Source organism: Pseudomonas sp. CFII64, assembly GCF_000416235.1.
In the GTDB taxonomy this organism is placed as follows: Bacteria; Pseudomonadota; Gammaproteobacteria; order Pseudomonadales; family Pseudomonadaceae; genus Aquipseudomonas.
Genome location: NZ_ATLO01000028.1, coordinates 1 through 22,432 on the forward strand (window position 1 = coordinate 1; position 22,432 = coordinate 22,432).

General features: G+C 58.6%; 21 protein-coding genes and 2 pseudogenes. 5 read left to right on the forward strand and 18 right to left on the reverse strand.

Going from position 1 to position 22,432, the window contains the following annotated elements:
• The 5 genes and pseudogenes from CFII64_RS12930 to CFII64_RS12950 form a co-directional block, all read right to left on the reverse strand.
• A pseudogene (locus tag CFII64_RS12930) lies at positions 1-253 on the reverse strand (electron transfer flavoprotein subunit beta/FixA family protein); the annotation flags it as partial.
• 60 nt (positions 254-313) lie between these two features.
• Complete coding sequence (locus CFII64_RS12935) at positions 314-1,552, reverse strand: CaiB/BaiF CoA-transferase family protein (protein WP_020291229.1); 1,239 nt, start codon at positions 1,550-1,552, stop codon at positions 314-316.
• Between the two features lie 25 nt (positions 1,553-1,577).
• Positions 1,578-2,780 (reverse strand): 3-oxoadipyl-CoA thiolase, encoded by a 1,203-nt coding sequence (locus CFII64_RS12940; protein ID WP_020291230.1) that lies wholly within the window; start codon positions 2,778-2,780, stop codon positions 1,578-1,580.
• Positions 2,781-2,803: 23 nt separating this feature from the next.
• Positions 2,804-4,333 (reverse strand): 3-hydroxyacyl-CoA dehydrogenase, encoded by a 1,530-nt coding sequence (locus tag CFII64_RS12945; RefSeq protein WP_020291231.1) that lies wholly within the window; start codon positions 4,331-4,333, stop codon positions 2,804-2,806.
• Between the two features lie 3 nt (positions 4,334-4,336).
• On the reverse strand, positions 4,337-5,122 hold the full coding sequence (locus CFII64_RS12950; RefSeq protein ID WP_020291232.1) for an enoyl-CoA hydratase: 786 nt from the start codon (positions 5,120-5,122) through the stop codon (positions 4,337-4,339).
• 239 nt (positions 5,123-5,361) lie between these two features.
• On the opposite strand from CFII64_RS12950, the gene CFII64_RS12955 reads away from it, so the two are divergent.
• The 5 genes from CFII64_RS12955 to CFII64_RS12975 all read left to right on the forward strand — a co-directional run bounded on the left by CFII64_RS12955 (position 5,362) and on the right by CFII64_RS12975 (position 12,054).
• Positions 5,362-6,225 (forward strand): IclR family transcriptional regulator, encoded by an 864-nt coding sequence (locus CFII64_RS12955; protein ID WP_020291233.1) that lies wholly within the window; start codon positions 5,362-5,364, stop codon positions 6,223-6,225.
• A 56-nt stretch (positions 6,226-6,281) separates the two neighbouring features.
• Complete coding sequence (locus tag CFII64_RS12960) at positions 6,282-7,436, forward strand: acyl-CoA dehydrogenase family protein (RefSeq protein ID WP_020291234.1); 1,155 nt, start codon at positions 6,282-6,284, stop codon at positions 7,434-7,436.
• A 50-nt stretch (positions 7,437-7,486) separates the two neighbouring features.
• The gene (locus CFII64_RS12965; protein ID WP_020291235.1) at positions 7,487-8,761 is read left to right on the forward strand and encodes an MFS transporter; all 1,275 of its coding nucleotides are present in this window, start codon (positions 7,487-7,489) and stop codon (positions 8,759-8,761) included.
• A gap of 277 nt (positions 8,762-9,038) precedes the next feature.
• A complete protein-coding gene (locus CFII64_RS12970; RefSeq protein ID WP_156883171.1) occupies positions 9,039-11,438 on the forward strand; it encodes a membrane-bound PQQ-dependent dehydrogenase, glucose/quinate/shikimate family in 2,400 nt (799 codons plus the stop codon).
• Between the two features lie 151 nt (positions 11,439-11,589).
• Positions 11,590-12,054: a DUF411 domain-containing protein gene (locus tag CFII64_RS12975; protein ID WP_020291237.1), complete on the forward strand. Its 465-nt coding sequence runs from the start codon at positions 11,590-11,592 to the stop codon at positions 12,052-12,054.
• Positions 12,055-12,152: 98 nt separating this feature from the next.
• Here the strand turns inward: CFII64_RS12975 and dmeF are convergent, their stop codons facing one another.
• The 13 genes and pseudogenes from dmeF to CFII64_RS13040 form a co-directional block, all read right to left on the reverse strand.
• On the reverse strand, positions 12,153-13,079 hold the full coding sequence (gene dmeF / locus CFII64_RS12980) for a CDF family Co(II)/Ni(II) efflux transporter DmeF (protein WP_020291238.1): 927 nt from the start codon (positions 13,077-13,079) through the stop codon (positions 12,153-12,155).
• Between the two features lie 18 nt (positions 13,080-13,097).
• On the reverse strand, positions 13,098-13,373 hold the full coding sequence (locus tag CFII64_RS12985) for a metal/formaldehyde-sensitive transcriptional repressor (RefSeq protein WP_020291239.1): 276 nt from the start codon (positions 13,371-13,373) through the stop codon (positions 13,098-13,100).
• 107 nt (positions 13,374-13,480) lie between these two features.
• A pseudogene (locus CFII64_RS12990) lies at positions 13,481-14,103 on the reverse strand (NIPSNAP family protein).
• A gap of 138 nt (positions 14,104-14,241) precedes the next feature.
• Positions 14,242-14,763, reverse strand: coding sequence for a flavin reductase (locus CFII64_RS12995; protein ID WP_020291240.1), 522 nt, complete (start codon positions 14,761-14,763; stop codon positions 14,242-14,244).
• A gap of 18 nt (positions 14,764-14,781) precedes the next feature.
• A complete protein-coding gene (locus CFII64_RS13000) occupies positions 14,782-15,741 on the reverse strand; it encodes a PDR/VanB family oxidoreductase (RefSeq protein WP_020291241.1) in 960 nt (319 codons plus the stop codon).
• Between the two features lie 100 nt (positions 15,742-15,841).
• Positions 15,842-16,582, reverse strand: coding sequence for an SDR family NAD(P)-dependent oxidoreductase (locus CFII64_RS13005; protein WP_020291242.1), 741 nt, complete (start codon positions 16,580-16,582; stop codon positions 15,842-15,844).
• A 10-nt stretch (positions 16,583-16,592) separates the two neighbouring features.
• Positions 16,593-17,069 (reverse strand): aromatic-ring-hydroxylating dioxygenase subunit beta, encoded by a 477-nt coding sequence (locus CFII64_RS13010; RefSeq protein WP_020291243.1) that lies wholly within the window; start codon positions 17,067-17,069, stop codon positions 16,593-16,595.
• The gene (locus CFII64_RS13015) at positions 17,070-18,353 is read right to left on the reverse strand and encodes a Rieske 2Fe-2S domain-containing protein (RefSeq protein WP_020291244.1); all 1,284 of its coding nucleotides are present in this window, start codon (positions 18,351-18,353) and stop codon (positions 17,070-17,072) included. It abuts the gene before it with no gap.
• A 48-nt stretch (positions 18,354-18,401) separates the two neighbouring features.
• Positions 18,402-18,938: a nuclear transport factor 2 family protein gene (locus CFII64_RS13020; protein ID WP_020291245.1), complete on the reverse strand. Its 537-nt coding sequence runs from the start codon at positions 18,936-18,938 to the stop codon at positions 18,402-18,404.
• A gap of 28 nt (positions 18,939-18,966) precedes the next feature.
• Positions 18,967-19,326 carry a hypothetical protein gene (locus CFII64_RS13025; protein ID WP_020291246.1) on the reverse strand — a complete coding sequence of 120 codons (360 nt, stop codon included), beginning with the start codon at positions 19,324-19,326 and terminating at the stop codon, positions 18,967-18,969.
• Positions 19,327-19,348: 22 nt separating this feature from the next.
• Complete coding sequence (gene iacA / locus CFII64_RS13030) at positions 19,349-20,521, reverse strand: indole-3-acetate monooxygenase (protein WP_020291247.1); 1,173 nt, start codon at positions 20,519-20,521, stop codon at positions 19,349-19,351.
• Positions 20,518-21,651, reverse strand: a complete 1,134-nt coding sequence (locus CFII64_RS13035; RefSeq protein ID WP_020291248.1) for an amidase — start codon at positions 21,649-21,651, stop codon at positions 20,518-20,520. Before CFII64_RS13035 ends, iacA begins: the two co-directional genes overlap by 4 nt.
• Complete coding sequence (locus CFII64_RS13040) at positions 21,648-22,424, reverse strand: class II aldolase/adducin family protein (RefSeq protein WP_020291249.1); 777 nt, start codon at positions 22,422-22,424, stop codon at positions 21,648-21,650. Before CFII64_RS13040 ends, CFII64_RS13035 begins: the two co-directional genes overlap by 4 nt.
• Positions 22,425-22,432 lie beyond the last annotated feature (8 nt).

Here is a 22,432-nt window from a genome sequence, read left to right on the forward strand (position 1 = left end):
GGATGGCGCGATCGGCACCCAGTGCCAATGCGGTACGCAGTTGCTCCTGAGCGGTGGTCGGGCCGATGGAAACGACGACGATCTCGGTCGCGACACCTTTTTCTTTCAGGCGTACGGCTTCTTCCATTGCGATTTCGCAGAAAGGGTTCATCGACATTTTGACGTTCGCGAGATCGACGCCGGAGTTGTCCGCTATGACGCGAACCTTGACGTTGTAGTCGACCACGCGCTTGATGGCTACGAGGACTTTCATGGCAGGCTCCAATGGTAAAATTGCCCTGAGAGCACCTGACGATGCTCGTGTTTTTTTAGTTCAACGGTCGCCAAGCTGCTCGATCACGCCTTTGGCTTTCAATTCGGCCAGACGTTCATCACCCAGCCCCAATTGGCGCTTGAGCACTTCATCCGTGTGCTCACCCAGCATCGGTGCCCCGCGCGGGTAGTCAACCGGTGTCCCGGACAGTTTTATTGGGCTGCCCACGGTCATGAAGTCAGGGTTGAGTGAGTGGGGAATGTTCACGAGCATGTCACGCGCTTTGACCTGCGGTTCATCCAGTGCCTGGGCGATGCTGTTGATGGCTCCAACCGGCACTCCCTGAGGGTGAATCCGCTGCACCCATTCATCGGCGCAGGCGGTCAGGAAATGCTCCGACAGAGTTTTGATGACCTCTATCCGGTTGGTCACCCGATCGGCGTTGCGGGCAAATCTAGGGTCCCTGGACAGTTCCGGCAAACCAATGGCGTTACACAGGGCGATGAATTGGCTGTCATTGCCGCATGCAATGATGAAATCCCGGTCATTGGCCCGGAACACCTGGTACGGCACGATGTTGGCGTGGGCATTGCCATAACGGCCCGGTGGTTTCCCGGAGGCCAAGTAGTTCTGACTCTGGTTGCACAACGTGGCGATTTGCACGTCAAGCAGCGCCATGTCGACGTGCTGACCCAAGCCGGTTTTTTCACGACTGAGCAGCGCAGCCTGAATGGCTACCGTCGAATAAAGCCCGGTCATCAGATCGGAAAACGCCACGCCAACTTTCTGCGGACCGCCTCCCGGCAGATCATCGCGTTCGCCAGTGATGCTCATCAGGCCGCCAATGCCCTGGATGATGAAGTCATAACCCGGCTCGGCTGCGCGAGGCCCGGTCTGGCCGAAACCCGTGACCGAGCAATAGACCAGCCGAGGATTGATTTCGGACAGGCTCGCATAGTCCAGCCCGTACTTGGCCAGTGAGCCCGCCTTGTAGTTTTCAATCAGCACATCACAGCTGGCGGCCAGCGCACGCACCATCTCCTGCCCCTCGACGGACGCAAGGTTCAGTGCAACCGATAGCTTGCCGCGATTGGTAGACTGGTAATAAGAAGCTTCCCGGGTGGGTTCATCGTTCTCGTCCCCCATCCAAGGCGGTCCCCAGCCACGGGTGTCATCACCCGCGCCAGGTCGTTCGATCTTGATCACTTCGGCCCCGAGATCAGCCAGGGTCTGGCCACACCAGGGGCCGGCCAGTACACGACTCAGGTCGAGCACACGGTATCCAGTTAAAGCACCCATTTCATTTCACCTTTCTCTACGGCGCTTATACGCGCTCGATGACCATCGCCAGCCCTTGGCCAACCCCAATGCACAGACTCACCACTGCATGGCGCTTACCGCTTTTTTGCAGCGCCCTGGCAGTGCTGAGCGCCAGGCGCGCACCTGATGCACCCAGAGGATGGCCGACCGCAATGGCGCCGCCATTGGGATTGACACGCGGATCATCGAAAGCTACATCTAGTCCTTTGAGGCAGCCCAATACCTGGGAGGCGAAGGCTTCATTGATTTCGATAATGTCCATGGCCGCCAGAGTCAAACCGGCGCGATCCAGCGCCTTGTTGATCGCCTCGACCGGGCCGACGCCCATGATCCGGGGTGCAACGCCCACGGCCGCAGCAGACAGAATACGTACCATAGGCACTAGGCCGTGACGTTCGCCAGCAGCTTTGGAGCCGATGAGCAACGCGGCCGCACCGTCGTTGACGCCCGATGCGTTACCGGCAGTGACCACGCCGCCCTCGGACAACGGCTTGAGCCGAGCGAGGGCCGCCAGATCAGATTGCGGGCGCGGATGCTCGTCCTGATCAACAAGAGTCGGCGGCGTCTTGTGACCCGTAGGGACGCTCACAGCGAGCAGTTCGTCAGTGAAGAAACCGGCCTGGCGTGCAGCTTCGTAACGGGCCTGGGAGCCCGCGGCAAAGAGGTCCGCTTGCTCACGACTTATACCAAAATCAGAAGCGACGTTATCGCCGGTCTGGGGCATGGTGTCATTGCCATACTTGGCAGTGATTTTCGGATTGGGAAAGCGCGCGCCGATGGTGCTGTCAACTACGGTGAAATCGCGACTGTAGGCAGCCTCAGCCTTGGCCATGACAAAGGGCGCCCGGGACATGCTTTCCACACCGCCTGCCACGAACAGATCACCTTCCCCGCACGTCACCGCACGCGCAGCATCAATCACTGCGGCCAGACCACTGGCACACAGGCGGTTTATCGTTTGCCCAGGGACCGTCACCGGCAAGCCTGCCAGTAGCGCCGCATGCCGGGCGATGTTACGGCTGTCCTCACCGGCCTGATTGGTGTTGCCGAGGATCACATCCTCAATGGTTTCGCCAGGGATGTCGTGGCGAGTGAGTAATTGGCGGATAACGTGGGCAGCGAGATCGTCCGGGCGAATGGGCGCGAGGGCTCCACCGTGGCGACCGAATGGCGTTCGCAGCCCCGCAAAGATATAAGCGTCAAGCATGGAAAACTCCTGGAATGCTGAGATCAGTTAAGCGCCGGTTCACTGTGGCGCAGGGATAAGCCAAGCGCCGCTCGACGACGCAACCACGGGCCCGGGCGATAGCGCGGATCCCCGGTCAGTTCGGTCATGCGCTGCATGATCGTGAGCAGACGTTCGGCACCCACCTCATCGCCCCACGCCAGAGGGCCCTGTGGGTAGCCCAGGCCGCGGCGCACGCCTTCGTCGAGATCGTCGACACTGGCGATGCCTTGTTGAACGATGTCGCCCGCCAGGTTGACGATCATTCCCAGCACGCGCTGGGCGACAAAGCCCACGCTATCGCGGATCACGCTGACTCCGACCCCGTCGCGGGCCAACAGCGCATGAGCCGCATCGCGCATATCAATGCGGGTGGCCGGTGTTGGCATCAACGTGCGATAGCGGCCTAGGTCCAGCAGCGGGTCGATGCAAACGGTGCGCGTCGGGTCAGTGGCAAACTTTCCGGCGGCAGCCGTAGCATCCAGACCATAGGGCGCAAGCAGACAGAGGGCTTCACTGGATGGCTTCGCGCCCTGCTCGACTTGCGAGCCCAGCGTCTGCAGCAAGGCCGTCAAGGCAGCACGATCCGCTTCGCTCTCAGTGCCGAGCCAGACCGGCGGCAGCGCGCTCACGGTCGGCACCACCTGGGGCTGGGCTGCATCGATCTTCTGGCCGTCGGCGTAGTGGTAAAACCCGCGTCCGACCTTGCGGCCCACGTACCCGGCGTCCAGCATCTGGCGAGTAAGCGCCGCCGGCCGGTAACGAGGTTCTTGATAAAACTGGTTATAGATCGACTCGATAACCGGGTGGGAAACGTCCAACGCCGTCAAGTCGAACAATTCCAGCGGCCCCATGCGAAAGCCCAGGCCATCGCGCAGAATGCGGTCGATCTCGGCGGGCTCGGCCACGCCCTCCTTGAGGATCTGCAGCGCTTCGGTGCTGTAAGCGCGCCCGGCATGGTTGATGATAAAGCCCGGGGTGTCCTTGGCTCGAATACCCCGGTGACCCATGCGCGACGCCAACGCCTGTAGGCAGTCGCCAATCATTGGATCAGTGGCCAGACCGTCGATGACTTCCACAACTTTCATCAGGGGCACAGGGTTGAAAAAGTGGAAGCCGGCGACACGCTCCGGGCGCCGACAGCCGCGTGCAATGCTGGTCACCGACAGTGAAGAGGTGTTGGAGGTCAGAATGCAGTCATCGGCCACAACGGCTTCCAGCTCGGCCAGCAAGGCCTGTTTGGCATCGAGACGTTCGATGATGGCCTCGACCACCAGGTCAACGCTCTTCAAGTCAGCCAGAGAAGTGGCGACTTCAAGCTGCCCGAGGATCAGTTGCGCATCGCTGCTGGTGATTTTTCCCTTGCTCACCAGTTTGCCCAAGGTCCGCTCCAGGTTATCCCTGGCCCCCTGAGCTGCGCCTTCACGATTGTCGAACAGGGTCACTCGAATACCCGCCTGGGCGGCGATCTGGGCAATACCCGTGCCCATCACGCCGGCACCGACGATGGCCATGTGATTAATCACGCGTGTCATGGGTCATTCTCCTGCGAAGCTGGCTTTACGCTTTTCCAGAAAGGCGCGAGCGCCTTCTTTCTGGTCCTTGGAATCAAACAGCAACTGGAACGCCTTGCGCTCAAGCACCAGCGCGCTGTCCAGCGGCAAATCCGCACCCGCCAACATCACTTCTTTAATCTGCGCCACGGCCAACGGTGGCAAGGCAGCGATCTGGGCAGCCAGTTCCAGTGCGCGGGAGATTGTCTGGTCGTCATTCACCACCTCGCTGACCATCCCCATGGCCAACGCCTCGGGGGCCGGAACCAGGCAACCTGTCAGGGCAATGCGCATCGCCTGGAATTTACCGACAGCGCGGACCAGACGCTGGGTTCCCCCCGCCCCGGGCATCAGGCCGAGCTTGACCTCCGGCTGTCCAAATCGAGCGGACTCACCGGCGACGATAATGTCGCAGTGCATCGCCAGCTCACAGCCACCGCCCAGCGCGAATCCGTTCACCGCTGCGATCACCGGTTTCGGGCAACGGCCAATGGCTTCCCACAGGTATTCGGTATGGCGCAGGTACATCTCGACGGGGGTCGCGTCAGCGAACTCGCGAATGTCGGCACCAGCGACAAAGCACTGCTCGCCCCCGGTCAGAACAATGGCACGCACCTTTTTATCAGCGGCCAGCGTGCGAAACTGCTCGGCGAGTTGTTCGCGTACGGCGCTGTTCAGGGCGTTTTTGGCTTCTGGGCGTGAGATACGCAAGAGTGCGACAGCGTCGTCGCCTATTTCAAGGATGACAACTGGCTCATTTGGGGAGTTCATATTTTCTCTCTTATTGTGTTTCGCTAAGCGAAACTAGATACCGAAATACTGATTTATCATAGAGACGGTCTTCAGACGCTGTAAACAGTTAATCAATAAAACTTTAGTCTTCCCGCGTAAAACAACACGATACCGACAGAAACAAGCTCTTTTTCATGTTTGATCGACAATAGGACTTTTGTTTCGCTCTGCGAAACTGTATTTTATTTTCTTGCATTTCCAAGAATTGGGGTTTTAACATGGCTCGCAACAAGGCAGATTCGTCCGCAGTGGACACCAGTGACTCAACTGATTTCGGCTTGCTGAGCATGGGCAAGCTGGATCCGGCAAGTGGGATGAATGAAGAGGAAGGCAGTGGCCAGTTTGTGACGGCCCTGGCTCGTGGCCTTGAGCTGCTGAGATGTTTCACGCCGCGGGCGAACGTATTGGGTAATCAGGACTTGGCCAGAATGACCGGGCTGCCCAAGCCGACCGTGACGCGCCTGACCAATACCTTAATGCGCCTGGGATGTCTCAAGCGCGAAGTGCACTCGGGCAAATACCAACTGGATGTCGGTGTGCTTGGCTTCGGATACTCAATGCTGTCGAATCTGTCGATTCGCGCCGTCGCCCATCCACTGATGGAAGACCTGGCCAATCACGCTCAGGCAGCGGTTGCGATGGCCGCCCGTGACCGGCTTCAGATGGTGTACCTGGATGTGGTTCAGGGTCAGGGCAACATGACCATGCGCCGCCAGATAGGCAGTTATCTGCCACTGGCACAGAGTTCGATGGGCCGGGCTTGCCTGGCGGCAATGCCGGAAACAGAGCGGGAGTTTTTGCTGGACCACATCCGCCAGCGTGAAACGGTCCAGTGGCCCGCTCTGCGCAAAGGGCTGGACCGTGCCTTCAGGGACTATGCCGATTACGGGTACTGCCTGTCGGTGGGTGAATGGCACCGGGATGTTAACTCGGTTGCCGTGCCGCTGGTGCACCCGCAGTACGGATTGCTGGCGTTCAACTGCGGTGGCCCGAGCTTTCAGTTGCCACGCGAGAAGCTTGAGGACGAGATTGCCCCACGTCTGATCGACATGGTTAACAACATTGGCGCCGCTGCTCGCTGACGCAACGGTATCGGCGCCCTAATAAATGGCCCGTTCAAGGGCCTTGAGGAGCGCACATGATCCGTGACACCGAAACCCTTCAGATCCTCCTGGATTCCCTACGCCAGTTTGTCAACGAAGCCTTGATTCCACGGGAAAACGAGGTGGCCGAGACGGACAACATCCCGGAGGATATCGTCGGCCAGTTGCAAGAGATGGGGCTGTTCGGGCTGACCATTCCCGAAGAGTTCGGCGGCATGGGCGTCACCATGGAAGAAGAGGTGAACATCGCCTTCGAACTGGGGCGCACCTCTCCGGCTTTTCGCTCCTACATTGGCACTAACAACGGCATCGGTTCGATTGGCATTCTGCTTGACGGCAGCCAGGAACAAAAACTCAAATACCTGCCAAAACTAGCCTCGGGCGAACTTCTGAGTGCCTTCTGTCTCACCGAGCCAGATTCGGGTTCAGATGCTGCGTCGCTAAAAACCACTGCGGTACGCGACGGCGATCATTACATCATCAACGGCACCAAACGCTTCATCACCAACGCGCCCCATGCCGGCATCTTCACGGTCATGGCTCGCACAAATGCCGAGATCAAGGGCTCGGGGGGTATCAGTGCCTTCATCGTAGAGCGCGACACGCCGGGCATATTCCTCGGCAAACCTGATCACAAGATGGGTCAGAAAGGCGCTCACACCAGCGATGTCATCTTCGAGAATGTCCGGGTTCCCGCCAGCCAACTCATCGGTGGTGTAGAAGGTGTCGGGTTCAAAACCGCCATGAAAGTGCTGGATAAAGGTCGCCTGCATATTGCTGCTCTGAGCGTGGGTGCCGCAGAACGCATGCTGTCTGACTCGTTGAACTACGCAATCGAGCGTAAACAGTTCGGCAAGCCGATTGCCGAGTTTCAACTGATCCAAGCAATGCTCGCCGACAGTAAGGCGGAAATCTATGCCGCGCGCTGCATGGTGCTCGATGCCGCACAAAAACGTGACCTGGGTCTGAACATAGGCACCGAGGCCTCCTGCGCCAAGATGTTCGCCACCGAGATGTGCGGCCGGGTAGCTGACCGTGGCGTACAGATCCACGGCGGTGCCGGCTATGTCAGCGAATACAGCATCGAGCGGTTCTATCGCGACGTACGACTTTTCCGGATCTACGAAGGTACGACCCAGATTCAACAGCTGGTCATTGCCCGCAACATGATTCGCGCCGCCCAGAGCTGACCGCTCGGACTCAAGCCCCCTGCTCCCTATAAATACAACAAGGTGACGTGATGGAAGCTGTAGCTCAGGTCAATGCCCAGGCATTGGCCAAAAAGAACACGTGGGTATTGGTATTCGTTTTCTGCTTTCTTGGGTTGTTGATTGATGGCGCTGATCTGATGCTTCTCTCCTACAGCCTCAGTAGCCTGAAGGCTGAATTCGGCCTGACCAACGTCGAAGCCGGTAGCCTGGGAAGTTTCACCCTGGCAGGCATGGCGATTGGCGGTATTTACGGAGGCTGGGCCTGCGATCGTTTCGGACGGGTAAAAACTGTCGTCTGGAGCATCATCCTCTTCTCCATCGGCACAGCCGTGCTCGGTCTCACGCAGAACTACTGGCAGTTTGCAATTACCCGTTTCCTGGCGTCACTGGGCATCGGTGCCTTATATGTGGCCTGCAACACCCTGATGGCGGAATACGTACCCACGCGCTTTCGCACCACAGTGTTGGGTACGTTACAAGCCGGCTGGTCGGTGGGCTATATCGTCGCGACGTTACTGGCCGGATGGATCCTGCCGATCCATGGCTGGCGCTGGCTGTTCTACATCGCGATTATTCCAGTCATCCTTGCCGTGTTCATGCAACGTTTCGTGCCGGAGCCACAAGCCTGGGTCAACGCACAGGCAGAACGTGCGAAGCAGAAAATCAACGGTGGTTTGCAGCACGCGACGGTCAAGCGCGAGAGCATGTACAAACAGATTTTCGGGGATCCCAAGGCTCGCCTAATGTTCACCTGCTGGGCGCTGACGGCGGGCTTTCTGCAGTTTGGCTACTACGGCGTGAACAACTGGATGCCAACCTATCTGGAAAGTGAATTGGGCATGAACCTCAAGTCCATGACCGGCTATATGGTTGGCACTTACACAGCCATGATCCTCGGTAAAATCATTGCCGGGTTCGCCGCCGATCGAATCGGTCGCCGCGCCGTCTTCGCTTTTGGTGCCTTGGGAACTGCGGTGTTTCTACCGATCATCGTGTTGTTCCAGAGCCCGGAAAATATCCTGTGGATGCTGGTGGTATTCGGGTTCCTGTACGGCATTCCTTACGGAGTAAATGCCACCTACATGACCGAAAGTTTCGAAGCCAAGTTTCGCGGCTCTGCCGTCGGCGGCGCTTACAACATAGGACGTCTGGGTGCGGCGATTGCTCCAGCGGCTATTGGGTTCCTGGCGTCCCATGGCTCGATCGGGGTCGGCTTCCTAGTGATGGGCGCAGCCTATTTCATCTGTGGTGTGATTCCCGCGTTGTTTATCCGTGACAAGCAGTTCGACCCCCAGAAACAATAAAACATCAATAGTTTGATGATCAAACAGCTGCCTGCCGACATTGTTATCCGGCAGGCGGTTAGCTATGAACTGAGCTAAATCACATCGGCATTGTTTCCTCCAGATCTACCCTGAGTAGACATGCGGATCGTCTATCAATTGTGCTGTAAGTGATAGCATCCCGCTATGGTGCGACATATTGTCGCCCTTTATTTCAAGCCCACCTACCTACGATCCACGCCCATGAGTTCGGGCGATTTTCAGCGGATGTAGTTCCTAAATTACGAGGATTTCCGACGTGTCATCAGATCATAAACCTGGCCCTTCAAGAGTCTCGCCCTGGCTGCGGGTCTATACGGTCACTGTTGGCGTAATACTTTTGATCACAGGTGGCTACCTGGGTTACGCCGGCGCGCAGTTGATTGGTTTGGGAGGCTCGTTTTACTACCTGCCGGCCGGCATTGCGCTAATCGTCACAGCCGTCATGCTCATGCGACTGGATCTGCGAGCGGTTTACCTCTATAGCGCTTTCTTTGCCGTGACGCTGGTGTGGTCACTGTGGGAGGCCGGGCTGCAATTTTGGCCTCTTGCTGCACGGTTGGGGATGTTCGCTGTATTAGGATTACTGATTGCACTGTGCGCGCCGGCTTTGCCGCAGGCGCGGGGCAGTAAAAAAGTACGACCCGTCTCTTATGGGATTGCGACCGTTATCTTGCTGGCGCTGGTGGCTGCCTTCGTCAATGCCTTGTATCCGATCTGGCTGGTTAAGCCGACGTCTACCCCGCAAGTGGCCTCGGACTACAACCCAGGTTCGGACAAGGCGCAATCCGTCGGTTTCGGCCGTACGCCATCGGGCGAAGGCTTTACGCCGGACGCGCAGATCACCCTGGATAACGTCAAGAATTTGCAGATCGCCTGGACCTTTCGCTCCGGCGACATCACGGCTAACGGCCGCGAAAACCAGAACACGCCCTTGCAGATCGGCAACGTTCTCTACCCTTGCACCCCGACCAACCAGGTCTTTGCCTTACGCGGCGACACTGGGGAACAGCTCTGGCATTTCAATCCGAAAGTTGACCCTGAAGCAGCGGCGAACTGGATGCGCTGCCGCTCGCTGGCCTATTACGAAGTGCCTGGCCTGGCTGACGATGCCCCCGGCAAAAAGCGCATTTACGTCACTACCGGCGACATGCGCCTGATCGCTCTGGATGCAAACACCGGTTTGCCGGTGCCAACCTTCGGGGAAAACGGCACCGTCTTCCTCGCTGCCGGCATGGGTGCGGTGATTCCAGGGTTCTACAACCCGACTTCCGGCCCGCTGCTGGCAGGCAAGAATCTCATCGTTGGCGGCTGGGTGATGGATAATCAGTCAACTGACGAGCCTTCCGGCGTTGTCCGGGCATTCGACGCGGTAACGGGTCAATTCACCTGGGCGTGGGATGTGGGTCGCCCTGGCGAGCCGAATCCACCGGCAGAAGGCAAAAGCTACACACGCAGCACCCCCAATACGTGGGCGACTCCGACCTACGATGCCGAACTGAACATGGTGTACCTGCCGACCGGCAATGGCACCCCTGACCTGTTCGGTGGCATGCGTTCAGCAGCGACTGATCGCGTCAGCACCTCGGTAGTCGCCGTGGACGCCACCACCGGCCAGGAGCGCTGGGTATTCCAGCTCGTGCATCATGATGTCTGGGATTACGACCTGCCGTCCAAGCCTGTGCTTTATGACATGCCTGACGGTAAAGGTGGGCGGATTCCTGCTCTGGTCCAGGCAAGCAAAAACGGCGAGATCTTTATGCTCGATCGCCGCACCGGGGTGCCGATCACCAAGGTCGAAGAGCGTGCGGTGCCTACCAACGGCGTCAAAGGCGAAAACCTTTCCAAGACCCAGCCTTATTCAGTCGGCATGCCGCAGATGCGTGATGCCGTCCTGAACGAAGCCATGATGTGGGGCATTACGCCGATTGACCAGTTGAACTGCCGCGTTCAGTTCAAGGGCCTTTACTACGCGGGCGACTACACGCCGCCGCAGATGGATTGGTACTTGCAGAACCCGTCCTGGTACGGCACCACCAACTGGGGTGGTCAGTCCATCGACAAGCAGCATGACCTCATGATCGTCAACGACATGCGGGTCATGATGAAGGCTCGTCTGCTGACTCGCGAAGACCAGATGGCTCGCGCCGCCCTCACTGGCAAAGGTTCTCACAGCGTGGGTGGTGTGGTGCCAATGAACAATACGCCGTACGGTGCTGAGCGCGGTATGGTCCAGTCGTTCCTTGGCGTGCCATGCACTACCCCGCCATTCGGTACGATGGCCGCCATCGACATGAAAACGCAAAAGGTGCTCTGGCACCGCTCCCTGGGTACACCAGAGCAGTTCGGCCCGCTGGGGATGCGCACGCATCTTCCAATCGAGCTGGGCATGCCTACCCTGGGTGGCTCGACGCCAACCGGTTCGGGGCTGATCTTCTTCTCCGCAACCTCTGACTACTACCTGCGGGCACTGAACAGCCTGACAGGCGAAGTAGTCTGGAAAAGTCCATTGCCAGTTGGCGCGGGCGCCACACCTCTGGTGTTCATCTCGCCCGAGGATGGACGGCAGTTTGTCGTGGTCACCGCCAACGGCGCACGTGCGGCACCAGACCATGGTGACTTCATGATTGCCTTCGCCTTGCCTAAAAAACTAAAGTAATCGTATAAGGGGCAGTCTTCTGTTGCTGCCCCTTATGCATGCCTTCAGCTCTCGCAGCCACGAGACCTAACATAACCGGAGATTAAGTCGTGTAGCCTTGCCACGAGCTGGATCAGTTCATGCGTTCCCTTAATTTCTGTGAGTACAATCAATGCGCCTGCTTTCAGCTAAACGCCAAGCTTTCATCCTCACCGCCGCGACAATAATCGGTTTCGCTTCCGTTCTACAGGCAGCGCCGCAGTTGTCCATTGATGTTCATCGGGATCCCAATTGTGGCTGCTGTAGCAAATGGATCGCCTACCTGCAGGATCACGGCTACACCGTGGTCGATCATCTCGAAGACAACATGAGCCTGGTGAAGGAAAAGCTGGGTGTGCCCGCGCAACTCGGGTCTTGTCATACCGGTGTGGTGAATGGGAAATTTGTGGAAGGTCACGTGCCTGTAGAGCAAATAGCAGAGCTCAGCAGACGAGCGGATTTGATTGGCCTCGCCGCACCCGGCATGCCCATGGGATCGCCTGGCATGGAATCCGGTGGCCGGCGCAGCGGTTACCAGATCATCGGGTTGACCACTGCTGGCACCGAGGAAGTCGTGGCAGACTTTCGCGCCCAATAACTTGCGAGTGAACGCTATAAGCAGAAAACTGTTGCAGCAAGGGCTTTGGTTGGCTGAAGAACTAATGAATCGATCGGCTCCAGAGCCCATCTTAGAAATCAGGTTACAGCAACAGCGCGAAACTCTATGGTCAAGTGGCTCACTTCGTGGACCGGCTTGAGGCGCTCGCGAATCGTATCGGCATTCGTTGTCGAGTTACCCAGAACACTCACGATAGCCGCATGAGCCTCTGGCCCCACGCGCCAGACGTGCAAATCCGTGATAGTCGCATCACCCGCCTGCTCCACCAGCTCACGAATTTCCTGCGCGACATGCTCATCAGTCTGATCCAGCAAGACGCCTGCGGTCGCCGCCATCAAAAGCCATGCCCAGCGGGCAATCACAACTGCACCAACGATACCCATCACCGGATCAAGCCAGATCCAACCCAGATAACGCCCTGCAAGCAGCGCCGCAATGGCAAGCACCGATGTCAGGGCATCAGCAACCACGTGAACGTATGCCGACCTCAAGTTGTTATCGTGGCCATGATGGCTATGCTCGTGACCCGGTTCGTGTGAGTGGCTTTGGCTGTGACCATGACCCAGCAACAATGCGCTGACAATATTGACCAGCAAACCGACAACAGCGATGAGCGTAGCGGTGCCGAACTCGACCTCGGTTGGCTGGAACAGACGGATAACCGACTCCACGCCGATTCCCAAAGAAACCAGCCCGAGTATCAAGGCCGATGCGAAGCCGCCCAGATCTCCGACCTTTCCGGTGCCGAAGCTGTAACGCTGGCTCTTGGCGTTACGCTTTGCATAGGCGTAGGCGGCAGCGGCAATGCCCAGCGCCCCTGCATGGGTGGCCATATGAAACCCATCCGCGAGCAACGCCATGGATCCGGTCATGTATCCGGCAGCTATCTCACCCACCATCATGGCGACAGTGAGCATCACCACCCAGAGAGTGCGTTTGGCATTTTCATCGTGAGCCGAGCCTAGGTAGAAGTGCTCATGGGTATAGCTATTGCTACTGTTCATAAAATCACGCCTGCGGCATCACTTGGAATAGCGTCGGATCGCCTCAAGTAGCTCTTCGACACCCTTGTTACGCTCCTCATCGCTGAGGCTCGGGTTGGCAACATGCTCTCGGGCGTGGTCTTCGATGATTTCGTCCATCAAGCCGTTGATCGCACCGCGAGTAGCTGCGACCAAGTGCAGTGTCTTGGCGCAATCGTCATCAGACTCCAAAGCCCGTTGCACCGCCTGGATCTGCCCGGCAATGCGCTTTACGCGCTTGAGCAGATCGTCTTTGTTAGCAGTCAGGTGACCCATACTATACCCCCCTACCCTATCCTTATCGGCAAACAAGGTATCACGACTTCCCGCTGATGGGGCGCTGGCTGTCTTTAATGATCAGTGCACCGCTGTGTCGACAGCCATCAATTCAGCGGAGAAAAGCCTGCCGGCAGGCAAACGGTTGAACGCATCTCCAGCAATTGAGGCCCGGAGTTTTCCGGGGGCCAAACGCCATCAGCGACCGCACGACCTCGCACATCAAGACGTTGCTCCAGCGTTGCGTACGGCCAGATATGTAGATAGCGCGGTGTGCGGCCATCAGTCGCGTAAAACGCGCCGTAAACCGGCGAGTAGGTTGAAGCCGTTCTTGGCCCTGCCGATTTCTCCCAACCCGCCAGCGTTGGTGTCAGCCCCGAGGGGATCAGGTTGTATTGACGCAACTCGTAGAATGGCCCGTACTTTCCTGGCTTCAAGGGTTTGATAAAGGGAAATATCGTGTAATTTCGACGGTCATGTCGAGCATCAATGCTTCGATTCCGAAGGCGTCAGCCGCCAGCAAATAACGCTCACGCTCGTTCTGCCTCGCGAACTCATCGCTGAAACCACGAAACACCAATACTTGATTCAACGGGCCAATCTCCGATACCCAGCAGCCCATCAATGTGCCGCCCACGCCAGGTAGCGCCAGGGTGCCTTCGAGGATGTCCAGTGCGGATGCGGGTGTACGGACACGTAAGGTGAAGGTGATCAATTCATAGAGTTTCATTTAATGCCCGGGCCTGGCTCACAGCATTAACAAGGCGCTCGCACCTTGCTTAACACTGGATAAAAAAAGCCAGGCTGAGTAGGCCTGACCAAAGGAGTTTTTGCAGATCAGCGCCGCAGCGCAAGTCGGCCTCAGGCGTTATGAGGCGACAGCCTTGTAGGCCTTCTGCGCCGAGGAGGCTTCACTCAAACGGTGATAGGCGCGATTGAAATACACCAACCCTTCTTGAGAAGCACCCATGCACAGGTCGAGAATTTCACAGTAGAAAATCGTGTGTGAACCCACTTCATGGGCCTGGGCAATCCGGCAATCGAAACTGACCAATGCCTGGTCCAGCATCGGCGCACCGCTTTCCATGGTGTGCCATTGGGCGCTGGCGAAACGTTGTTCGGCGTCCATCTCCCGGTTGGCGAACACCCCGGAAATATCTTGGTGCTCGGCAGTCAGCACATTGACGCTGAGCACGCCGTTGGTTTTGAAATGCACATTGGAATGTGACGAACGATTCATGCACACCAGCAAGGTGGGCGGCGAATCGGTGACGCTGCAGACCGCCGAAGCGGTGAACCCGAAACGGCCTGCAGGGCCGTCCGTGGTAATGACCGAAACGGCGCCGCCCAACAGCGCCATCGCGTTACGAAATCCAGTCAAATCGACCATGGTGTTGCCTCCGTTGGATCAGATATCCAAAACCAGCTTTTTTGATTTGGCCCGCGAGCAACACACCAGGATCTGGTCGTTGGCGGCCTTTTCATCGTCGGTGAGGTAAACGTCGCGGTGATCGGGCTCGCCTTCCAGTACGTCGCACAGACAAGTGCCGCAGACGCCCTGCTCACAGGAAATTTCGATTTTGATGCCCACGGCTGACAAGGCATCGACGATGCTCTGGCCTTCGGCGACCTGAACGGTCTTGCCGCTGCGCTCGGCGACCACTTCGAAACCGGCACCGGACCCATCGACTTCCACCTGGAAGTATTCGCGGTGTACATGATCGTCGGCATACCCAGCCTTCAAGGCCTCGGCGATGACCCAGTCCATGAAGCCTGCCGGACCGCAGACATACACATGCACACCAGTGGCCGGAGCGCCCAGTACGGCGGACAGATCCAGTTTTTGCGCCGCGTCTTCATCATCGAAATGGGTGAAGACGTGGCGGGCATAGTCGGCGCTTTCCAGTTCTTCAAGGAAGGCGCTACGGCTACGTGAGCGGCCACAGTAATGCAGCTCAAAATCGCTTTCGATCGACTCCAGCGCATAGGCCATGGCGATCATTGGCGTGATGCCAATCCCGCCACCGATCAGGATCGAACGAGTGGCATCGGTTGCCAGTGGAAACAGATTGCGCGGCGCGCTGATTTCTATTTCCTGACCTTCGTGCAGGAACTCATGTACAGCCAGCGAGCCACCCCGGGAAGCCGGGTCCTTGAGCACGCCCAGGCGATAAACACCCGCATTGGCCGGGTTGCCGCACAACGAGTACTGGCGCACCAGACCGGTCTTGACGTGAATATCCACGTGGGCACCGGCTTCGAAGGCCGGCAACGGATTACCAAAGGGGTCTCTCAGATCGAGGACCACCACACCGTCGCCCTGCTCTTCACGCTTGCGCACCACGACTTTCAACATTTGATCACTCATATCCGAGCATCCCGCATTGTGTTTCATTGTTTCGTTAAGTCCGGACCGCCGTGGCAGCCCGGTATTGCCAAGCCTTAAGCCTTCAGCGCATGAAGAGCCTTCAGCGCATAAACAGCCCGCCGTTCACATCCCAGGTCGCCCCGGTAGTGAAATACGCATCTTCACCGGCCAGTTGCACAACCAGTTTGCCGAGGAAACCAGCGTCCCCCAGACGCTTGACCGGGATGCCTTCGATGAGCTTTTCCAGACGCTCCGGCGGCACGGCTGCACGCACTGCGGGAGATTCGATAGGCCCCGGTGCGATGGCGTTGACGGTCACGCCGCTGGCCGCCAGTTCCTTGGCGAAAATCTTGGTCAGGGTGACGATGGCGCCTTTGGACGCCGCGTAATGCGCGCCTGTCGCGGTGCCGCCGTTCTGCCCGGCCAGTGAGGCCATGTTGATAATCCGGCCGTAACCGGCAGCGGCCATATAGGCACCGATCACCTGACAGCCGACAAATACGCTGCGCAGATTTAGACCAACCACTGCGTCGAACTCTTCCGGGCTGATCTGCATCACGGGCGTGGTTTTGGTGACCGCCGCATTGTTGACCAACACATGCAACGCTCCCCAATGGCCGAGCACCGTGTCCAACGCCATCTCGAAATCGGCCTTGATGCCGACGTCGAGTTGGACGGCCAAGGTACGCTTGCAACCGCCATCCAATGCCTGCGCAGCTGCCTGAGCAGCTTCCAGCGAACGATCGCTGATGACGACCCGATAACCCGCGCTCAGCAGGCATTCGGCGATGGCGTATCCCAACCCCTGCCCCGCGCCAGTGACCAATGCAATATGAGTCATGTTCAGCTCCTCAGAGGATGTAGCCGAGACCGGCAAGCGCATCGTCGGAGTTGATCAGGCGAACCAGCTTGCGCTGGATCTTGAAGCTTTCACCGGCACGCTCCAGTTCGTAAACGATGTCAGCGCTGTAGTGCTTGAGCGAGTCCTTGCGGAACTCACGCAGGTTCTGTGCGCAACGCACGGTGACGTGCTCATCGCTCTCGAACAGCACCCGAAAACGCGACAAGGTGCGCACGGTCCGTGGCTGCGGGCTGGTGGAGATCGACTCACCACCGGTCAGACGCTGCACCCGCAATTTGCGCATGTGATGGTCGTCATAGGCGTAGTTCAGGGTGTTCTCGAAGTCTTCTTCTTTGGGGTCGATAGGGATGATGTAGGTGCCCTTTTCGGTCCACAGGTTCATCCAGGTCTCGAACTCGCCATGGTCGAGCATGTCGCCTTCGGCCCAGATGAAAGCGGTGACTTGGTTCAGTAATTTCAGGTTCATCTACTTGGTCTCCGCCGACATCATCTTTTTCCACTGTTGGTAGGCAGCGCGCATGCCAGTCTCGGCGCTCACGTCGCTGACCAGACCGTCTTCGCTTGGCATCTCGCCAGGCAGGCCACGGTTGAGCATGATCCACAGGTCTTCGCCGGCCTTGGCGCCCTTCTGCACGCGCTCCCACGCCTCGGAATCGTCCGGTGTGCCGAAGCCCATCGGGCCCTGGAAGTGTTCGTGCAGGCGCAGGCGATAGCGGTTGGCTACCGCCGGGCCGCCGTCCATGGTGATCACCGAGTGGTGGATTTCAGTCTCGGTTACGGAGATCGGTTGCAGCACCCGGAAGAACGCCATGGAGCACGCGACGTTGGGGAACAGGTTGAGGTTGAAACCCGAACCACCCACGGCGCGGACGATGCGCCGCACTTGCTGCTCTTCGATGCCTTCATCACGCAACTCCACAGCTAGGGCTTCGAAACGCTCAGGGATCGGCTTGTCGAGATCGGCTTCCAGATCCACCAGATCAGGAATCATCACCATCACGCTGTGGCCGTTGCCCAGGTCTTCGACGTAGCCCGGGCCTTCGACAAAATCGAACAGCTTGAGGGTTTCTTCATCCACCGAAGACAGGAACGACTTGTGCACCAGCGGGAAGTGATAGGCGTCGGTGGTGTTTTCCAGCTGGATCTTCCAGTTGCCCGGGAAACGGAAACGGTGTTCGCCCGGGACCTTGATCGGGTAACCGGCGCCCTGCTTCATGAACAGGTCCATCCACTTTTTGGCCGGGCCGAGGAAATCCACCAACGGTTCGATGTCGTCCTTGAAGGTGGCGAACAACATGCCCGCGTATTCTTCGACGCGCAGGCTCACCAGTGGCAGCTCGGCTTTGTCCAGGCAATCGCCGTAGCTTTCCGGGCTTGGCACGCCGCGCAACGAACCATCCAGCGCGTAGCTCCAGCCGTGGTACGGGCAGACGAAGCTGTTGGTCTTGCCCTTCTTGTGTTCGCAGACCGTGGCGCCACGATGGCGGCAGCGGTTGAGGTGCACATGGACCTGCTTCTTGCGGTCGCGGACCACGATCACCGGCTGCTTGCCGATGTACGTGCTTTTGTAACTGCCCGAATCAGGGATTTCGCTGACGTGCGCGACCCAGACCCAAGTGCTGTAGAAAATCTTTTCCAGCTCGACGTCAAACAGCTTGGCGTCGGTGTACAGCGAGGTATGCACGCGGTCGTGCTTGATCAGCTCGGCGGGGCTGACATCCAGGTTCACGGCGTTGATCAGATGAGTCACGGTGGCTCCTCGTCGGCATTGCTCGCCGACTCTCAGAAATTGTTACTGTCACTGGCCCGACTTATCAGGCACCGGCAGGTGTGCGTTGCTGTTCCATGTGTCTACCGGCCGACTGAACAGGTTCTCGGTGACAAAGTGCGCCATGCGCCACACGCCTGTTTCGGGCTCTTGCTGGAACTCGACGCTCAGCCGGGCACTGTTCAAATGCGAAGCACCACTGGCGAAAGTCGAGGTCTGTAACATCACCCAGCTGCCGCTGGCACGATCACCTTCAACGCGGATCAGCTCGCTGGTCAGGAAGTGCACGTTGAGGGCAAAGTGCGCCGGTTCGACCATGTAGGTCGCGAACATCGCCCTGATCGAATCCCGACCCCGATAGCCACCAAAGGCGTTCTGGTACTTGGCACCCTTGCCTTCCCAGATAGCGTCTTCAGTGAACAGATCAGCCAGTTCATCAAGGGGCGAATCCACTCCCAGCTCGTCACACAGCACCATGTAGCGGTTCATGCAGGCGCGGACGGCGTTTTCGCTTTCCAGCTGCGCAAGGCGCTGTTCAAGCTGCTCGAGGCGAAGTTCGTGGTTCATGGCGACAGGCTCTTTAAACTGGCAGGAATCAGCGCTGGATAATCAGTTCGCGGCCGGTACGGGCCTCGACCTTGGCGTACTTCCAGAGTTTGTAAGGGCCCTCGCCCACCGGCGTGCTGCGGAACAGGTTGCATGCCGCGTTGACGGATTCGATGTCCGGCACATCGGCCAGCAGGTAGGTGGTCCATGGATAGCCAGTAGACGGGCCGACCATGCTCTGATCGTCGTCCATGTTGCCGAATACCTTCACACCCGGCAGGTCGTGAATGCCGTTCCACATGGCGCTAAACGCGGCCCAGACCTCCAGTTGCTCCTCACGTGGGGCGTCGAAAAAGTTCTGATTGATGCCCATGCAAAACAGCACGCGCAACGGTTTTTTATCAGTCATGAAAAACTCCTAGAGAAAGTGCTTAGAGGTAGCCTGGCAAAGGTGGCTTGCCGAAAAAGATCGCGCCGGCGTTCTGGTACGTGACGTCGCCCATGAAGGCATGCTGTGTCACCACGTTGGCATCGTTGACGCAGCGCGCCAGAGGGCTGTCGACAGACACGCCGGTCATGCCAGAAAGCATTTGCGCGGTGCGAGCAACATCGGCCGAAACGCGACTGGCGTGGGTCGAGGACAGGCGCAGAAGATTGGTCACCTCCTGCGGCACCGGGTCGCCAGCCAGCACCTGCAGCCAGGCACGATCAATGGATTCGTAAAAGAAGGCCCGGGCAGCCAACAGCGCAGCCTCGGCCTTGGCGATTTCTACCTGGGCCAGTGGACGGTCAGCCAGGGCTGGCGCGCCAGTCACTGAAATACGTCCGCTGGCCATGCCGCGGAGTTCGTCCAGCGCTGCCCGGGCAACGCCCAACCCGACCACCGAAAGCACTTGGGTCGCAAACGATAGCGAGGGATAGCGGAAGAATGGCTCGTCCAGATTGGATTTTCCGCCCCTTATGAACGTCCATTCTTCGAGAACGGTGACGTCATCAACAACCACATCATGGCTGCCGGTGCCAGCAAGGCCGACGGTGTCCCAGGTCTGCTCGATGCGTGCTGCGCTCCGGGGCATGACGGCCAGCCGTGGCAGGTCGAGTGTTTCGCCGTTACGCGGGATGATGCCGACGCCAATCAACTCGGCGCCCAGGGAGCCACTGGAGTATTTCCAGCGGCCCTTGACCTTGAAACCACCTTCAACCAGATCGGCCGGCTGTGGCGGAAAGATACCGCCCGCGAACACCACGTCTGGGCCGTTGCTGTACACCTTGGCCAAAGTGGCCACAGGCAGCGCTGCCAGATACATCGGGCTCATACCAAAACTGGCGACCCAACCCGCGGAGCCGTCCGCATGACTGATACGCTCGATCATCTGGCAGAACGCTGCCGGCGAGCATTCATTACCACCAAAGCGCTTGGGTACCAGTGCCCGGTAGATGCCTTGGGCTTTGAAGGCGTCGATTACGTCCGGCGAGATGTGTCGCTGGCGGTCAAACTCACCCTGACGGGCGCGGGTACGGATGTCTTCGAGTAACGCCGCGAAGCTCGTCTCATTAATTATTGGTGCGTCGGCCGGGGCCGAAAACGCGTTCAAAGCACTCATAACGAGCTCCATGCGGTGTTGCTGTAAAGGCGATTGATCAGCGTCTCGGCGACGGCCAGCAGGTGTTCGTCTGCACCTTTGGCCGCGACCAATTGCAGCCCGACGGGCAGGCCTTCGGCGCCGGTCAAGGGAATGGTCAGCGCCGGGTGGCCGGACAGATTGAATGGTCGTACAAACGCGGTCATGCCCAGCACCGCACGGGTGTCGCTGGCCTCGGACAGGCGTAGCGGCAAATCAGGCATCGTAGGTAGCAACAGCACTGCACCGTCAGCGACGGCCCTGTCGATCTCCGCGGTGAACAACACTCTCACTTCTTCCGCCGTAGCAAGGGCTGCATCACTGGTCTCTCCCGCAGCCATCAACCGGCCCCGGATATCGGCACCGACGGCACCGGTTTCCAGCAGATGGGCGCAGGCAATCCAGGTTTCGCGGTTGATCACCGTCATCCCCGCGCCATACGCGGCCTGCATGTGAGCCAGCGCCAGCGGTTCAGTGGCGAGATCCATCGCCGCGACTGCACGCTCGAAGACTTCACGCACCTCAGGGCTGCACGTTATCTGCAGTACCTTGAGTCGAGGAATTTCAACCCCTGCCAGGCGTTTGAAGGTTGGATCAATGGACTCCATCGCCGTCACCACCATGGGCAAGCTGGCGGCGATCGGTCCGACACAATCAAGGCTGCTGTGTGCGGGCATTACCCCGGCACGACTGACCCTGCCAAACGTCGGTTTGAAACCAAATACCCCACAGCAGCACGCAGGTATGCGAACCGAGCCACCGGTGTCGGTCCCCAGTGCGAAATCCACCAGGCCTGCGGCGACAGCGGCCGCTGAACCGCTTGAAGAACCGCCCGGTATACGGTCGGGGAAGCGCGGGTTCAGCGCGGTACCGGTCCAGTGGTTGATCCCTGTAGTCCCAAAGGCCAACTCATGCAGGCTGGTTTTCCCGGTCAAACGACACCCGGCGTCCAACACCGACTGCACGACGGTCGCGTGCACGGTAGCGGGTGGAGCATCCTGCAGCGATTGGCTGGATGCACGAGTGGGATACCCCGCGACATCCATGGTGTCTTTAACCATGACTGTCGGGCCTGAGCCGCCGAGCTCCAGCGCCTGTACGACGATGGTCATCGTTCGGCCCTCGCCCCGGCATTCTTCTCCTTCATTTTGCGCACCATGGCGTTGAAGAATTTCTCGGCGAAGCCGCTGTCACGGATCAGCATCGCGGTCAGATCAGCACAGCGCTCGCTGACTGCCGGGGGCAAAGGGGTGTTCTCACCCTGCATGGAAGACGCCAGGGCCTGAATCTCTGCGGCGCGCTGTACGGTCCAGAGCAGGAAGAAGGCGCGCTCGATATCCTTCTCGCCGACTGCAATACCATGGTTCTGCAACACCAGAATGTGCTTGTCACCCAGGCTGTTGAGCATGCGTTCTTTTTCGTCGGCAAACAGGGTGATGCCTTCGAACGGGTGATAGCCAATGCGACCGGTCAGTTGGGCACCATAGAAACTGTCATGGGTGAACCCTGAGCGCTTCTGAGCTACGGCTGACACGGCTGTCGTGTGGGTATGGATCAGGCAATGGATGTCATCGCGGGCGCCATGCACCGCACTGTGCAGCGCGAATCCAGCCGGGTTTGCATCGAATTCAGAGGCCTGCAGCTTATTGCCCTGCAGATCGACCTTGAGCAGATTCTGCGGGGTCACTTCGCTGTAGTTGAGCCCGAACGGGTTCACCAGATAGTGATTATCAGGGCCCGGAAGCCGTGCAGAAATGTGATTGAAGATGGTCTCGGTCCAGCCGAAGAAATCTACCAGGTGGTAACAATGGGCCAGCTTGACCCGAAGTTCCCATTCACCTTCGCTGTAAGAGGCCGAGGATGGATCTTGCAGATGATCAGTCATGGTTATTG

Excerpts from the sequence above, each read along its gene's own strand:
- CFII64_RS12935 (WP_020291229.1), bottom strand. The coding sequence starts at position 1,552 with ATGGGTGCTTTAACTGGATACCGTGTGCTCGACCTGAGTCGTGTACTG.
- CFII64_RS12940 (WP_020291230.1), bottom strand. The coding sequence starts at position 2,780 with ATGCTTGACGCTTATATCTTTGCGGGGCTGCGAACGCCATTCGGTCGC.
- CFII64_RS12945 (WP_020291231.1), bottom strand. The coding sequence starts at position 4,333 with ATGACACGCGTGATTAATCACATGGCCATCGTCGGTGCCGGCGTGATG.
- CFII64_RS12950 (WP_020291232.1), bottom strand. The coding sequence starts at position 5,122 with ATGAACTCCCCAAATGAGCCAGTTGTCATCCTTGAAATAGGCGACGAC.
- CFII64_RS12955 (WP_020291233.1), top strand. The coding sequence starts at position 5,362 with ATGGCTCGCAACAAGGCAGATTCGTCCGCAGTGGACACCAGTGACTCA.
- CFII64_RS12960 (WP_020291234.1), top strand. The coding sequence starts at position 6,282 with ATGATCCGTGACACCGAAACCCTTCAGATCCTCCTGGATTCCCTACGC.
- CFII64_RS12965 (WP_020291235.1), top strand. The coding sequence starts at position 7,487 with ATGGAAGCTGTAGCTCAGGTCAATGCCCAGGCATTGGCCAAAAAGAAC.
- CFII64_RS12975 (WP_020291237.1), top strand. The coding sequence starts at position 11,590 with ATGCGCCTGCTTTCAGCTAAACGCCAAGCTTTCATCCTCACCGCCGCG.
- dmeF (WP_020291238.1), bottom strand. The coding sequence starts at position 13,079 with ATGAACAGTAGCAATAGCTATACCCATGAGCACTTCTACCTAGGCTCG.
- CFII64_RS12985 (WP_020291239.1), bottom strand. The coding sequence starts at position 13,373 with ATGGGTCACCTGACTGCTAACAAAGACGATCTGCTCAAGCGCGTAAAG.
- CFII64_RS12995 (WP_020291240.1), bottom strand. The coding sequence starts at position 14,763 with ATGGTCGATTTGACTGGATTTCGTAACGCGATGGCGCTGTTGGGCGGC.
- CFII64_RS13000 (WP_020291241.1), bottom strand. The coding sequence starts at position 15,741 with ATGAGTGATCAAATGTTGAAAGTCGTGGTGCGCAAGCGTGAAGAGCAG.
- CFII64_RS13005 (WP_020291242.1), bottom strand. The coding sequence starts at position 16,582 with ATGACTCATATTGCATTGGTCACTGGCGCGGGGCAGGGGTTGGGATAC.
- CFII64_RS13010 (WP_020291243.1), bottom strand. The coding sequence starts at position 17,069 with ATGAACCTGAAATTACTGAACCAAGTCACCGCTTTCATCTGGGCCGAA.
- CFII64_RS13020 (WP_020291245.1), bottom strand. The coding sequence starts at position 18,938 with ATGAACCACGAACTTCGCCTCGAGCAGCTTGAACAGCGCCTTGCGCAG.
- CFII64_RS13025 (WP_020291246.1), bottom strand. The coding sequence starts at position 19,326 with ATGACTGATAAAAAACCGTTGCGCGTGCTGTTTTGCATGGGCATCAAT.
- iacA (WP_020291247.1), bottom strand. The coding sequence starts at position 20,521 with ATGAGTGCTTTGAACGCGTTTTCGGCCCCGGCCGACGCACCAATAATT.
- CFII64_RS13035 (WP_020291248.1), bottom strand. The coding sequence starts at position 21,651 with ATGACCATCGTCGTACAGGCGCTGGAGCTCGGCGGCTCAGGCCCGACA.
- CFII64_RS13040 (WP_020291249.1), bottom strand. The coding sequence starts at position 22,424 with ATGACTGATCATCTGCAAGATCCATCCTCGGCCTCTTACAGCGAAGGT.